Raw genomic sequence first — 14,723 nt, 5'->3', positions numbered from 1 at the left:
TGTTAATTTGAAAGATCAAAAACCGAACAATTATGGACATCAAAATCCTTCACATAGATAGCAATCATCCTGTACTTTGGGATCAGTTGCAACATTCCGGGTTTATAAATCACAGTGATTTTTCCTCTTCTAAAGAAGAAATCGAAGCCAAAATTCAAGATTACCAAGGAATTGTGATTCGAAGCCGCTTCAAGATTGACAAAGAATTTTTAGACAAAGCCGCTAATCTGCAATTCATTGCGCGTGTTGGAGCCGGACTAGAAAGTATTGATTGCGATTATGCGGCATCCAAAAACATTACGCTCATAGCTGCTCCCGAAGGAAATAGGAACGCAGTTGCCGAACATACTTTAGGGATGATTTTATCCCTTTTTAATAAATTGAACGAAGCTGATAGCGAGATACGAGCGGGACACTGGAATCGTGAAAGCAACCGCGGTCATGAACTGGACGGAAAAACAGTTGGGATTATCGGTTACGGAAACATGGGGAAATCATTTGCCAAAAAATTGCGTGGCTTTGATGTGGAAGTGCTTTGTTACGATATTCAGGAAAATGTGGGTGACGCTAATGCAAAACAGGTTTCTTTACATGAATTTCAGCAAAAAGTAGATGTAATAAGTTTGCATATTCCGTGGACTCCCGAAACGGATAAAATGGTTGACAGTGATTTCATCAATGGATTTACCAAACCTTTTTGGATTATCAATACGTCTCGCGGCAAGAATATTGTCACTGCCGATTTGGTTACGGCAATGCAATCCGGGAAAATTCTCGGAGCTGGATTGGATGTTCTGGAATATGAGAAATTGTCTTTCGAAACGCTTTTTAAAGACAAACACACACCGGAAGCTTTTCAATATTTATTGAAAGCAAAGAATGTGATTTTGACACCGCATATTGCCGGTTGGACATTCGAAAGCCATGAGCGATTGGCACAAGTAATCGTTGATAAAATAAAAGCAAAGTATTTTGCTTAAGCCAAAGTTGAAGCGCCGGAGCAACGCGTTACCGGGATTGGCGGTTTCTTTTTTAAATCAAAAAACCTTAAAGAATTGGTAGCTTGGTACGGAAAACATTTGGGTTTAAAAACGGATGATTATGGTTCTACTTTTTGGTGGAAAGATAAAGACGGAAATGACTGTTCTACCCAATGGTCGCCATTTGCGGAGGACACGACTTATTTTGCGCCAAGCGAAAAACAGTTCATGCAAAATTTCCGAGTACATGATTTACAAGATTTGTTAAAAAAATTATCTGATGAAGGTGTAACAATTGTGGGTGATGTGCAGACTTATGAGTATGGAAAATTTGGATGGGTTCTGGATAACGAAGGAAATAAAATAGAACTTTGGGAACCAATCGATAAAGCATTTCAATAATTTTTTTAGTAACTTAAAAACAAACCAATAACAATCAACCAATGGAAAATTTAAAACACGAAGAATGGAACAATCCGAGGCCTGTTCAACCAGATAATAAAAAAATTGCAGCAGGATTACTTGCTATTCTTTTAGGAGCTCTAGGGATTCATAAATTCCTGTTGGGTTATACAACAGAAGGGATAATATGGTTGGTAATTAGCCTTTTTACATGTGGAGTAGTAACAAGTATATTGGGACTTATTGAGGGTATAATATATTTAACAAAATCTGACGAAGAGTTTTACCAAACGTATCAAGTTGGTAAAAAAGCTTGGTTCTAAAACATAAAAAATCCCGATTGTATCGGGATTTTTTATTGTATCTATTTTTTTGCCAAGACTGTCACGAAATAGTTTTGTTCAAATTTGTAAAATCCGAGGTGACTATTTCAAATAATTTAGAAATTAATCTTCTTTATCTGCTAATTTTCGTTCCAGTTCTTTCTGAAACTCTTCCATTACAGGTTTCATGGTGCTTTCTGGAATATCAGCAATTCGAATGTACATCAATCCGTCAACGGCGTTATTAAAAAGCGGATCTACATTGAATGCTACCACTTTTGCATTCTGTTTGATGTATTTTTTAATCAAAACAGGCAAACGCAAACTTCCTGGCTCCAGTTCATCTATAATTTTATCAAACTTATTCAAATCAGATTCGGCTTCATCAAAAATGAAATCCTTATCGGCATCTTTTAGTTTTACTTTATACGCTTTCTTAGGGTGAATGTATTGCGCAATATAAGGATCATAATAATTGGACTTCATGAATTCAATCATCAGCGATTTAGAAAAATCTGAAAATTGATTGCTGATACTTACGCCACCCAATAAAAATTTATGTTCTGGATAACGCAATGTGGTGTGCATAATACCTTTCCAAAGCAGGAAAAGAGGCATTGGCTTCTGTTGGTATTCTTTGATGATAAAAGCACGACCCATTTCTATGGATTTATGCATCATATCATGTAATTCAGGCTCAAATCGGAACAAGTCGTTGAGGTAAAAACCATTTATACCGTATTTTGGATAAATTTCTGAACCCAATCCCATTCGGTACGCACCAGCAATTTTATTGGCTTCATTGTCCCATAAAAACAGGTGATGGTAATATTGATCGTGCTTGTCTAAATCAATGGATTCATTTGTTCCCTCGCCCACTTCTCTAAAAGTTATTTCTCTGAGGCGTCCTATTTCATGTAGGATATTTGGTATCTTCTTTGCTTCTGCGAGAAAAACTTCGTAATTTTTACTTTGTAAAAGGCGACAATCCGTAATTCGCAAAGCATCTACTTCTTTAGTCATTTTGTCTTGACTGGCAGCAGTTACAATAGTTTTTGGGCTTTTAGCAATTTTTAAAGTAGGCGTTGGCAAAAAAGGAATTTCTTTCTCGAAAGGATTGGCCAACATGTACGTTTTTTTCCTTAGAAACTCAGAGTACTCCTCTAAAGTGTTGTGCTCGTTTTGTTCGCTAACTGAAATTGGTTTTCCAATGCGCACTTTAATCACGCGTCGTTTCTGGCTAAATACTTCCGAAGGTAATTTTGCTGTTCTAAAAGTCCCGCTTATTTTAGAAAGCAAATAAAATAACCGACTGTTTTTTGCATGAAAATAAATAGGAACCACAGGGACTTGGGCTTTTCTGATTACTTTAATAGCGCCTTCTTCCCAAGGTTTATCCACCATTAATTTACCATCTTTGTACGTAGAAACTTCCCCGGCAGGAAACATTCCTAAAGGTTTACCGTCACTTAAATGGCGCAGTGTTTCTTTAATTCCCACTACGCTTGATTTTGCGTCCTTATGATTTTCAAAAGGATTTACCGGCATAATGTACTTCTTGAGCGGCTCAATACGGTGCAAAAGAAAATTGGCGATGATCTTGAAATTTGGTTCTCTTTCCAGCATCAATTTCAATAGCAAAACCCCATCAATTCCTCCCAATGGATGATTCGAAATGGTGATATAAGCGCCTTCTTTTGGTAAACGTTTTAAATCCTCTTCTGGAATTTCGAATTTTATTTGTAAATCATCAAGTATACCATTCAGGAAATCAACTTCTGTTAAATGTTTATTTCTATCGTATACTTTGTTTAACGTCGATATTTTTAGCACCTTCATCAGCATCCATCCGGAAAAAGTTCCCAGAACCCCGTACTTGTCTGCATTTATTGCTTTTGCAACTTCTTTCGCGGTTACTAAACCCATGTATTTTTTGTTTTTTTAGAGCAAGAAACAAAGATAGCAAAAAACTCCATTTTCTCTATTTTTCTCCATCAAACTTCTACTTTTTTGTTACATTTGAAACCCACATTCAACCAATATAATTTTTTCCGATAAAATAAAAAAGTGGGTTCCTGAGAATCGCAGGCAAAAAATAATTTTTCGGAAGAGATTCAAAATAATTTTTCATGAGAATAATTTCATACAACGTAAACGGAATCAGAGCAGCCATTTCAAAAGGATTTATCGACTGGTTGCAACACGCAAATCCCGATATTATTTGTCTTCAGGAAATTAAAGCAACCGAAGATCAAATCCCTGTCGATGATATTGCAAAAGCGGGTTATCCCTACCAATATTATTATTCAGCAACCAAAAAAGGGTACAGCGGCGTGGCGATTCTCTCTAAAATTAAACCTAACAATGTCGTTCACGGAACCGGAATTCACCACATGGATTTCGAAGGAAGAAATCTTCGAGCCGATTTTGATGGATTTTCAGTGATGAGTTTGTACCTGCCATCAGGCACAAATATTGATCGTTTAGACCATAAATTCACGTTCATGGACGATTTTCAGAATTATATTGACGAACTCAAAAAAGAAACGCCAAACCTGATTATCTGCGGGGATTACAACATTTGCCACGAGGCAATCGACATTCATGATCCCATCCGAAACAAAAATGTCTCCGGTTTTTTACCACAGGAAAGAACTTGGCTTGACGGATTTATGAAGTCCGGATTTGTGGATAGTTTTCGCCATTTCAACAGTGAGCCTCACCAATATACATGGTGGAGCTACCGCGCCGGAGCAAGAGGGAACAACAAGGGTTGGCGAATCGATTACAATTTAGTCAGCGATTCTTTAAAACATAAATTGAAAAGAGCCGTTATTTTATCAGATGCCGTGCATTCAGATCATTGCCCAATTTTAGTGGAAATAGAATAACGTTTTCAGGTGCTGTTTCACCTCTCATCCTAAAGACGAGATTACATTTTTTTCTCTCGTTAAACAAAATTAGAAAAGGATTTTTCCTTTTATCGGCGCTAGAGTATTTGACTACAATTTAAATTTTTGGGTTCAAAACAACATTAGAAACAACATAAATACCAACCAAATGATTAAAAGAGTTTCCATAGGATTATTAGTATTGGCGCTTTCAACTTCTTGCGTGTCCAAGAAAATATACAATGATTTAGAAAGTAAATATGCCGATTCCAAAAAAGAAAACCGAAGTTTAGCAGATGAAAATGCTGATTTGCTAAAAGCTAAAAACCAATTAGAATTAGACCGCGACGGTTTGAAAAATGATTTGAGTAAATCCAAAGCGGAATTGGATAAATTGAAAGCAGATTACGCCGCAGCGCAAAATAAATTTAAAGTCTTGCAGGATTCGTACGCCGCTTTAGAAAAAAATAGCGGTGATGCTTTGCAAAGCAACATGAAGAAAAATCGTGATTTGCTGGAGCAATTAGACGAAAAAGGAAAAGCATTGGCTTTAGAACAAGACCGATTAAGCAAAAGCGCACAACGTCTGCAAGAATTGGAAGATTTGATTGCTGCCAAAGAAGCTAGTATGAAAAAACTAAAAGAAACCTTGTCTAAAGCCTTGAACAGTTTTGAAGGAAAAGGGTTGACGGTAGAACAAAAAAACGGGAAAGTGTATGTTTCTATGGAGAACAAACTACTTTTCAATTCGGGAAGTTGGGCTGTAGGTTCCGAAGGGAAAAAAGCAGTTGTAGAATTAGCAAAGGTATTGGGTGACAACCCAGATATTTCGGTGCTTATAGAAGGTCATACGGATGATGATGCGTTTACAGCTTCAGGTCCAATTGCGGATAACTGGGATTTATCAACCAAAAGAGCGACAGCAATAGTTGCTATTTTGAGTGAGAACAAAAAAATCAATAAGCAAAATCTTACTGCGGCAGGAAGAGGAGAATTTTCGCCATTAACTAGCAATTCAACTGCAGATGGGAAAGCTAAAAACCGTAGAATCGAAATCATATTAACGCCAAGATTAGACGAAATTGCCGAAATGCTGAATGAGATAAATTAAAAAACAATTAAAGTTTCAAATCGAGAAAGGTTCAGAGTGTATGCTTTGGACCTTTTTTCTTTTACCGCAAATTCGCTAATTTTATCTTTTGATCGAAGGATTTTAAATTCGCAAATTAGCGGTTTATTTTTTTAAATATTCGGTTTAGTTCTAAATAAACGTTTCTCAATTTTCTGTTAACAGCAAATGCTAACGACAAACTAATTTTATCTTTGTTTACTAAAAATACAAAGCAACTTTCTTAATTATGAAATACACAACTTTACCGAATACTGATGTAAAAGTCAGCAAGATTTGCCTTGGAACGATGACTTTTGGAGAGCAAAACACCGAAGCTGATGGTCATGCCCAAATGGATTATGCTTTAGAAAATGGGGTTAATTTCTTTGATACTGCCGAAATGTATTCGGTTCCCGGGCGCGAGGAAACCTACGGAAGTACCGAGAAAATTCTTGGGACTTGGTTCAAAAAAACAGGAAAAAGAGAAGAAGTAGTTTTGGCATCCAAAATTGCCGGACCTAATCCAAATTTTGGCTACATGAGAGAAAAGTTAGATTTCTCACCAGCCAGTATCAAGTTTGCATTGGATAATAGTTTACAGCGCTTACAAACAGATTATATCGATTTGTACCAATTGCATTGGCCAGAACGCAAAACCAATTATTTTGGACAACGCGGTTTCAAAGTACAGGATGATGATTGGGAAGATAACATTCATAATGTTCTTGAAACATTAGACGGTTTTGTCAAAGAAGGAAAAATCAAACATATTGGACTTTCAAATGAAAATCCTTGGGGAATCATGCGTTTTCTGGAAGAGAGTAAATACAATAATTTGCCAAGAGTAAAAACGATTCAAAACCCATATTCATTGTTAAACAGACTTTTTGAAAACGGTTCTGCTGAAGTTTGCCTGAGAGAAAATGTAGGTTTATTGGCGTATTCGCCGATGGCTTTTGGGGTTTTGTCTGGAAAATTCCTAACTGGTGAAGCGCATCCAAATGCCAGAATCAAATTGTTTCCGCAGTATTCTCGATACAACAGCGCACAAAGTACTGAAGCTACACGATTGTATCAGGAGATAGCAAAAAAAAACGGACTGACTTTAACGGAATTGTCTTTGGCATTTATTGCACAACAGCCGTTTGTAACTAGCACAATTATTGGCGCAACAACATTGGAACAATTAAAAGAAAATATTGATACGATTCAAGTTACACTTTCGGATGAAATTCTAAAAGCGATTGATGAAGTACAAGCCGTGATTCCAGATCCGGCACCGTAAATAAAAATCCATTTTTTGTCATTCCTACAAAGGAGGAATCCCACTATGTGAGATTCCTCCTTTGTAGGAATGACAATTTCTATTTATAATTCCCAATTATTAAAGATCAAATTCCTCTTCAATTGATAAAGAATCTACTTTTATTAGCGTTGAATCTTGTACTTTGAATTTGATAAAAGATTTTGCAGGTCCTGAAATCAGTATGGGTAATGACTTGTAAATAGTGTCTTCAGGAGTCAAAAGTCCTCTTCGAAACATGATATTGGTCAAGAACGATTCTTGTTTTACAGCAAAATCTTTCAACATTCCCTGATCGTTAAACTGATACATGAATTTCTTAGGACTTGGAATAATTCGGGCGAGATACAAGCATTCGTTGAGCGATAATTCTAAAGGTGTTTTTTGGAAATAAAACTGACTTGCTTCACCAATTCCATATACATTTGGACCCCATTCGATAATATTAAAATACACTTCGAGCATGCGTTCCTTGCTTACAATCCGGTTATTTTCCAGAATGTAAACCAATAATATTTCCTCTAGTTTACGGGATACGGTTTTCTCCCGACTTAGAAAAGCATTTTTTACTAATTGCATGCTGATGGTACTAGCACCACGGGAGAACTTTTTGGTTCTGATGTTTTTCACGATGGATTGTTTGAATGCTTCGCTGATAAAACCACGGTGCGAAAAGAAAGAAGGATCTTCTGTTGTTAAAACCGACTTTCTTAAATACGGTGAAATTTGGTCTAAAGGCGTATAATTTGGATTGGCTGAACCAACTAAAACCGGTCGCTGCAATACATTTTTGATAAGTGCACGATATACAAATTCTCCATTGAGTTTATTCAGATTCGCTTCGCCGTATTTTGTAATTTTTAGATTTTCTTTCTTCAATTTACTGTCAAAAACCAGCTGATTGGTTTTGTTTTGGTTAAAAGCAAAATCCAGTTTGTAGTCGAAAGTACCTGTGGCTTCCATTCCCTGAAAGTGCGTAAATAAACCATCAGGAAGCGAAGTGATAAAATCCTGTGCTTTCATTTTTGGAATAGTTACTTTTAGTTTATAAATCGTGTCTTTTTCATTTTCGTACGCCAAGTAAGGGTGAAATTTAATTTTATTCAATTGAACCGTTGAGCTGCTGTCTATCGAAATAAAATCAGAACCCAATAAGAATCGGTAATCAAATTTGGCACTTTTTAGTAGTACATCTTTACTGGCAATTTTTGGATGATTGATTTTTAAATTGGCAATAGCTATAAATCCATCAATATGCAGTTCATCACCGTCTTTATCAATGTTTTGAATGTTCAATCGAATCGAGTCAAAGCTTGACTTCAGGTTGAAACGCTCGTCTAAATATGGCATTTGGATGGCGCCGGTATCAATATTTACGAAACGAATATCGACTTTTTTGTTTCTTGGATCGGCAAATCCTTTAATTTTCCATCGTTGTGAAATCGTATTGGTTTGAACTTTTATCGAAGTTTCGAGCTGTTTATTGACCAATCGCAGTTTTTGGAAATTGATGGTTGCCTTTTTTCCGTTATCATCGAGTCGGAAAGAAAGATTGTCTAGAATCATATCCGTTGGGACTAAATTCAGCGCTTTTGAGATTATTCTGTAGGCAAACTGAGCGTAATTTCTTTTCTCGTCGCGTATTTCTGTTTGATTGTCTTTTTTTAGAAATGCATCATAATTTCCCGACTTTCCTTTTTTTACTAACTGGACAAAACCATTTTGCATTTCTAGAGTTCCAAGTTGCAAGTCGCCGGTGATTAATTTCCATAAATTGACACTGGTTTTTAGTTTTTGAATTTTAAAAAGAGTGTCTGCATTTTTTGGAACCAGAATTATTTCGGTAAGATTCAAGCCCGATAATCCGTCAAAAGACGCTTTTTTTATTGAAAAAGTGCTGTTGTAATCCACCTCCATTTCATGTGATACCTTAGCGATGGTTTGTTGTAAAACGGCATCACGAAATATGTAAAAAGCAATAATCATGATGGCAAATAATACAAAAAGTATTTTCACAGCAAGGATTATTTTTTGTTTTCCGGTTCTCATAAATGATTTGGATACTTGATAAAATCTAAAATAAATGGAGTTTAGAATCTCGTGTATAAAGAAAAGCAAAAAAATACCAAAGGAAAGTTTTTTATAGTTTTCTTTAGAATTTTGATGAATAATATAATTTCGTTCGAATATAAACATAAAAAAACTACAACTTAAATAGTGCTGTAGTTTCTAAATTGTTTTGTTGTGGTCAATTAGCTTTTTGGCTTTGGTTCTTTGTATTCATAAGGATTGTAGAACCTACGCACTTTCTCCACAATTTGATTTAACGTCATTTTGTCTGCGGTTTCTACGGCTTTTAGTTTTCCGGGTTCAATTAAATGATCTTTCATTAATTTTTGTTCCAGTTTTGTTTTGGTTTGCGCCGGGCCAAAAACAATAAGTTCATCTGATTTTTTCACATACGAAAGAACAGATTTTATAAAATAATCCAGTTCTTGTTCTTTTCTGTTCTCAAATTTTTTGTCGCTATTGCCATGATGAACTCCTGAGAAAGTTCCTTTATTACCTTCGTCATTATGATGTACACTATTTTCAACCTCGGAATCTATTTCGGTAATTTTTTCTGTTTCACCATCAAGAGCAACAATTATTGCTTTTGAGGAATCTATCCAAATGCCAGTTTGTCTTTTCATGTCTTTGCTTTTTAAGTTAAAGTAGATTGTTTTTTCCTGTTTTATTGCAATAGAATCGCGCTTAGTTGACTTATTAAAACGTGTTCCGATTTATTTTTTCCTGAGAATGAAGAAGCTATGGCGTTAGCAGTTTTTAGAATTAGGGCATTAATTTCTGGAGTGAATAAGTGTAGATGTTCTTCCCTGAAAATTTTAAAGTCGGGCATGACTTGTTCCAATTCCCATTCATTGGCAACAAGCCAGTCAAAAACGATTTCGATTTCATAAGCAGCATCATCCCCAAATTCATTTGAACTATTTTCCAGCGGAAGCCATTCCGTTTTTATGATTTGTTTCAGTTTCTCGATTTCTTCTTTACGAATGGTTTTGTCTATAGCCGCAATAGAATAGAACACTTTGCCTAAGTGTTCGTATAAATGAGTCATAGTTTGGTGAGAGGATTTCATTTTATTTTCGTAAGACATTGTTAAACATAAAGTTACGAAAAATAATGAATCTCTTTCTTGATTTATTGTTTTTTATTTAAAATAAGAAACACATCAGTAGAATCTTGGAAACAAGAAAAGAGCTATTGTATTTTTGCCTCCAGAAATGACAACAAATTGTCTGTTTCCAGTTTTTGATTGGCGTATTTTAATTGGAGTTCAGAACCTTCGCCCATTCTATTGTAATACTCCAACGCTTTTTTTGCAAAGAAGCGTTTGTGAAAATCTGGAAGTTCAGGAACTTGAGGAAATTTTACATGAAAAAGCATTTCAAAATACGCTTGCCATTCCCTTTCATTTTTATCTTCAACCAAGTTTTCTTTTGTTTTTTGACTCACGTGAATCATTTCATGCATCAGCAAATTGAGCATTAAATGGAGTGGATATTCAAAAGTGTTTTCAGGGATGCGGATGATTTGAGGTTCGCCGAGAGCGCCTTCAGTGGTCATCAGGATAAATTCTGGTTTGGCTTTTTCTCTTAATTCAAACCCTTTGAAATTGGCGTTTTCTAAACCATATTCTTCAATTAAAAATTGGGCAGCAGCAATGGTTTCTCCAAGTTCATGAAAAGTATTGACGATTTGTAAGTGTTCTGGATACGATTTCATTTTTTCTGCTCAAAATTATGTGAATGGATTGTAAATAGGCTTCGAATTGTATTTTGAAGATCTACTGCAAATTTAGTGTGAAACAGGGAAGAATTGCAAAGTCATTTTTATCCACGGATTTACTTTCGCAATTCGCCATCGCTCATGTCAAATAGAATAGAGATTAATAAATGACAACATTTAACTGATATCAGATTCGTTACTAATCTTATTCTGATTCATTTTTGTAACCAAAGCTTTTAAACGTGCTGCTTTTTCTTTTTTTTCCTCCTGAAGTTTAGCCTTTTTCCGATTTAGCAGTTTGGTATGTAAAGCCTTATTTTTAGTGTTTTTTTCGGGTCCTTTTGCCATGATTACAATCTTCTTTAGTTTGTTTTGCAAAGATATAAAAAAGTAGATTTTTCAATGAAGAAGTATAAAATCAAGAGACTTCGTAAAGATGGGTTATACAATTTAACTACATACCTTTTACTCATATTATCTTATTCAATTAAATGCTTTTCTGATAATTTAGTTAAAATTGAAGTGAACCCAAATCCCATAGTTCCTCCAACTGCTCTTGTCCAACCTCTGACAAATATATCTTCAATACCATCGTCATTAAAATCAGCTCTAAATTGTTCAATAAATGAAGTTTCAAAACCTCCAAACTCCAAAGATATTTTATAAGGATAGGGATTGTTAATTTTAACGACACCTTGTCTAACTAAATCTCCAATAGATAGTCTATTTTGAATATATTGTGACAATTCTCTCTCAACATCCATAAGAATGCTAGGTGATAAATGATCTAACATATCTATTTCTAACCAGGGCTCACTAATAAATGACACTTTTGGCATTTTCGCTTTCTTTAAAGCTTCGATTAACTCTTCAAAGAATGTAAATGTTGAAGCTGATTTTATTGCATATGTTGAATAAGGATAAAACCCTTCATTTAACGCTTTTTTCCATTCATTTAGAGTAGAAACATTTATTTTTTCATTACTATAATTTACTAACTCTAAGGAGTTTTCATCATTTTGCATTAATAATTTATTATCTAATAATGTTGAAAAATCGGTATCAAGATAAAAAATATCATAAATTTTATCTATGAACTCTATCCCAAATGGTAATTTAATTTCTTTAATATTCCAATTTTGTTTTTCAGCTTCAATTAAGATTTTTTTTATATCTTTTTCACTAACAGTATTTAAAGAAAGCGCAGATTGTAATTTTGATAGAATTAGACCTTTGTTTTTATTTCTTTTTAACTTTTCAATTTCAACCTTAATTTTTAATTCTGCTTCATGAGTAATTGAAAGGTAAAACAGTGTTGTTGCCTTTGAAAAAAGATTATCACTTTTTCTATGATTACATTTACTGTGCGATGGCACCAAATTATATAGTTCATTTAAATTGAAATTTTTCTCTAAACCAAAGTCTTCTTTGATTTTTTCAAATTCTTCATCTTTTTGTAAAAGAGATTCAGGGATAATATGATCAATATGTAAATCTCCCCAATCTAATGATTGACTGCAATAAAAACAATTACTTCTATATGCTGTCCAAATTGCGCTTCTCGTTATATTATTAAATGTAGTTTTACTCATTTTGGCAGATATTATTTTAAGTCTTTATTAAAGCAGACAGCCTGCCAAACAACTTTTTTCAAATATAAAAATTAATCTTACAAAACACCCAATAGTACTAATTTTGAAATGAAATATTGTTATAATGTAGGATTCCCTAGCCCCGATAGCAGTGAAAATCCTTATTGTTTTTTCTTTAAAAACAATAAGATTGTAACGTATAGCGGGAAATAGCTTCAAATAAAAATTGGAATGCTTATTTTTGCACTCAATAAAATTGAATCATGATACAGAATCCAAAAAGATATACGATTACAGCGGCATTGCCGTATACGAACGGACCGATTCACATTGGTCATTTGGCGGGTGTTTATGTGCCTTCGGACATTTATTCCAGATATTTAAGATTGCAGGGAAGAGACGTTTTGTTTGTTTGCGGAAGTGACGAACACGGCGTGGCGATTTCGATGAAAGCCAAAAAAGAAGGCATTACGCCACAGGAAGTAATCGATAAATATGATGGAATCATTCGTAAATCGTTCTCTGATTTTGGAATTTCGTTTGATAATTATTCCAGAACTTCAGCTAAAATTCATCATGATACGGCTTCGGAATTTTTCAGAAAACTGTATGAACAAGGGGATTTTATTGAGGAAGTGACGGAACAATTGTATGATGCAAAAGCAGATCAGTTCCTCGCAGATCGTTTTGTGGTGGGAACTTGCCCAAAATGCGGCAACGAAGAAGCTTACGGTGATCAATGTGAAAAATGTGGTTCAACGCTGAATGCTACGGATTTGATTAATCCAAAATCGACAATCACCGGAGAAACTCCAATCATGAAATCAACAAAACACTGGTTTTTGCCTTTGGACCGTTATGAAGATTTCTTGAAAGAATGGATTCTCGTTGGACATAAAAACGACTGGAAACCGAATGTTTACGGACAAGTAAAATCGTGGATTGATGGCGGATTAGAGCCTCGTGCGGTAACTCGTGACTTGGATTGGGGTATTGATGTACCTGTTGAAGGTGCCGAAGGAAAAAAATTATACGTGTGGTTTGATGCGCCGATTGGCTACATTTCTTCCACCAAAGAATGGGCCTTGCGCGAAGGAAAAGATTGGGAACCGTATTGGAAAGATCAGGACACGAAACTAGTTCACTTCATTGGGAAAGACAATATTGTTTTCCATTGCATCATTTTCCCTGCGATGTTGAAAGCCGAAGGAAGTTATATTTTGCCGGACAATGTTCCTGCAAATGAGTTCTTGAACTTAGAAGGAAATAAATTGTCTACGTCTAAAAACTGGGCGGTTTGGCTGCACGAATATTTAGAAGAGTTTCCGAATCAGCAAGATGTTTTGCGTTATGCGTTGACATCGAATGCACCGGAAACGAAGGATAATGATTTTACCTGGAAAGATTTTCAGGCGAGAAATAACAATGAATTAGTAGCGATTTACGGGAATTTCATTAATCGTGTCGTGGTTTTAACCAATAAATATTACAACGGAATTGTACCACAACCGAACGAACTTTCAGAAGTGGACGAAGCGACTTTAACCGAATTGAAAGCCTATCCAGCTGTGATTTCAAGTTCCGTAGAGCGTTACAGATTTCGCGAAGCATTGAGCGAATTGATGAATGTGGCTCGTTTAGGAAATAAATATTTGGCTGACGAAGAGCCTTGGAAAGTAATCAAAGACAATCCAGAACGCGTGCAAACGCAAATGTATGTGGCGTTGCAAATTGCTGCTGCGTTGAGTTCACTTTGCGAACCATTCTTACCGTTTACAGCAAAAAAATTATCAAGAATTCTAAAAATAGAAAGTCCGTTGAACTGGAATACTATTGCTCAAAATTCTGATTTGATTCCGGCTGGACACCAAATTGGTGAAGCAGAATTATTGTTTGCTAAAATTGAAGACGAGGAAATCCAAAAACAAATAGACAAACTGGAAGCGACCAAAACTGCCAATAAAGCGGAGAATAAAGTAGCTGAGCCACAGAAAGAAGCGATTCAATTTGAGGATTTTGCCAAAATGGATATTCGCGTAGGAACAATACTGGAAGCCGAAAAAATGCCGAAAGCCAACAAGCTTTTGATTTTGAAAGTAGATACCGGAATTGATGTTCGCACCATAGTTTCTGGTATTGCCGAAAGTTTTAAACCAGAAGATATTATTGGTAAAAAAGTTACTGTTTTAGTGAATTTGGCTCCAAGAAACCTTCGTGGCGTAGAAAGTCAAGGAATGATTTTGATGACTACCAATGCTGAAGGGAAACTGGTTTTTGTAAATCCAGATACCGATGGTGTTGCAAATGGAGAGACAATCAATTAAGAAAATTA

General features: G+C 35.3%; 14 protein-coding genes. 7 read left to right on the top strand and 7 right to left on the bottom strand.

Annotation, left to right across the window (positions count from 1 at the left end; all coding sequences use genetic code 11):
- Window positions 1-32 precede the first annotated feature (32 nt).
- From DR871_RS04895 to DR871_RS04885, 3 genes are read left to right on the top strand one after another with little or no spacing between them, the layout of a single operon-like run.
- On the top strand, window positions 33-980 hold the full coding sequence (locus tag DR871_RS04895; protein ID WP_113664596.1) for a 2-hydroxyacid dehydrogenase: 948 nt from the start codon (window positions 33-35) through the stop codon (window positions 978-980).
- Between the two features lie 36 nt (window positions 981-1,016).
- A complete protein-coding gene (locus DR871_RS04890; protein ID WP_113664597.1) occupies window positions 1,017-1,382 on the top strand; it encodes a VOC family protein in 366 nt (121 codons plus the stop codon).
- Between the two features lie 41 nt (window positions 1,383-1,423).
- On the top strand, window positions 1,424-1,705 hold the full coding sequence (locus DR871_RS04885) for a TM2 domain-containing protein (RefSeq protein ID WP_113664598.1): 282 nt from the start codon (window positions 1,424-1,426) through the stop codon (window positions 1,703-1,705).
- 123 nt (window positions 1,706-1,828) lie between these two features.
- On the opposite strand, the gene DR871_RS04880 is transcribed toward DR871_RS04885, so the two are convergent.
- Window positions 1,829-3,631, bottom strand: a complete 1,803-nt coding sequence (locus DR871_RS04880) for a GNAT family N-acyltransferase (protein ID WP_113664599.1) — start codon at window positions 3,629-3,631, stop codon at window positions 1,829-1,831.
- 203 nt (window positions 3,632-3,834) lie between these two features.
- On the opposite strand from DR871_RS04880, the gene DR871_RS04875 reads away from it, so the two are divergent.
- The 3 genes from DR871_RS04875 to DR871_RS04865 all read left to right on the top strand — a co-directional run bounded on the left by DR871_RS04875 (window position 3,835) and on the right by DR871_RS04865 (window position 6,992).
- Window positions 3,835-4,596, top strand: a complete 762-nt coding sequence (locus tag DR871_RS04875; RefSeq protein ID WP_113664600.1) for an exodeoxyribonuclease III — start codon at window positions 3,835-3,837, stop codon at window positions 4,594-4,596.
- A gap of 169 nt (window positions 4,597-4,765) precedes the next feature.
- On the top strand, window positions 4,766-5,707 hold the full coding sequence (locus DR871_RS04870; protein ID WP_113664601.1) for an OmpA/MotB family protein: 942 nt from the start codon (window positions 4,766-4,768) through the stop codon (window positions 5,705-5,707).
- Between the two features lie 247 nt (window positions 5,708-5,954).
- Entirely contained in the window at window positions 5,955-6,992 is a 1,038-nt protein-coding gene (locus DR871_RS04865; protein ID WP_113664602.1) for an aldo/keto reductase, read from the top strand.
- A 99-nt stretch (window positions 6,993-7,091) separates the two neighbouring features.
- Here the strand turns inward: DR871_RS04865 and DR871_RS04860 are convergent, their stop codons facing one another.
- The 6 genes from DR871_RS04860 to DR871_RS04840 all read right to left on the bottom strand — a co-directional run bounded on the left by DR871_RS04860 (window position 7,092) and on the right by DR871_RS04840 (window position 12,391).
- Window positions 7,092-9,059 carry a transglycosylase domain-containing protein gene (locus tag DR871_RS04860; RefSeq protein WP_113664603.1) on the bottom strand — a complete coding sequence of 656 codons (1,968 nt, stop codon included), beginning with the start codon at window positions 9,057-9,059 and terminating at the stop codon, window positions 7,092-7,094.
- 203 nt (window positions 9,060-9,262) lie between these two features.
- On the bottom strand, window positions 9,263-9,703 hold the full coding sequence (locus tag DR871_RS04855; RefSeq protein ID WP_113664604.1) for a hypothetical protein: 441 nt from the start codon (window positions 9,701-9,703) through the stop codon (window positions 9,263-9,265).
- Between the two features lie 41 nt (window positions 9,704-9,744).
- Window positions 9,745-10,128 (bottom strand): hypothetical protein, encoded by a 384-nt coding sequence (locus tag DR871_RS04850; protein WP_113665438.1) that lies wholly within the window; start codon window positions 10,126-10,128, stop codon window positions 9,745-9,747.
- Window positions 10,129-10,271: 143 nt separating this feature from the next.
- Window positions 10,272-10,796, bottom strand: a complete 525-nt coding sequence (locus tag DR871_RS04845; protein ID WP_113664605.1) for a hypothetical protein — start codon at window positions 10,794-10,796, stop codon at window positions 10,272-10,274.
- A gap of 180 nt (window positions 10,797-10,976) precedes the next feature.
- The gene (locus DR871_RS16395; RefSeq protein WP_165355306.1) at window positions 10,977-11,147 is read right to left on the bottom strand and encodes a hypothetical protein; all 171 of its coding nucleotides are present in this window, start codon (window positions 11,145-11,147) and stop codon (window positions 10,977-10,979) included.
- Window positions 11,148-11,278: 131 nt separating this feature from the next.
- Complete coding sequence (locus DR871_RS04840) at window positions 11,279-12,391, bottom strand: HNH endonuclease (RefSeq protein ID WP_113664606.1); 1,113 nt, start codon at window positions 12,389-12,391, stop codon at window positions 11,279-11,281.
- Window positions 12,392-12,654: 263 nt separating this feature from the next.
- Here DR871_RS04840 and metG point away from each other — a divergent pair, with 263 nt between their 5' ends.
- On the top strand, window positions 12,655-14,715 hold the full coding sequence (metG, locus tag DR871_RS04835; RefSeq protein ID WP_113664607.1) for a methionine--tRNA ligase: 2,061 nt from the start codon (window positions 12,655-12,657) through the stop codon (window positions 14,713-14,715).
- The last annotated feature ends 8 nt before the right edge of the window (window positions 14,716-14,723 follow it).

Source organism: Flavobacterium petrolei, assembly GCF_003314435.2.
Taxonomy (GTDB): Bacteria; Bacteroidota; Bacteroidia; order Flavobacteriales; family Flavobacteriaceae; genus Flavobacterium; species Flavobacterium petrolei.
Note: the sequence above shows the minus strand (reverse complement) of the source record. Positions and strands in the feature narration are given on the sequence as shown.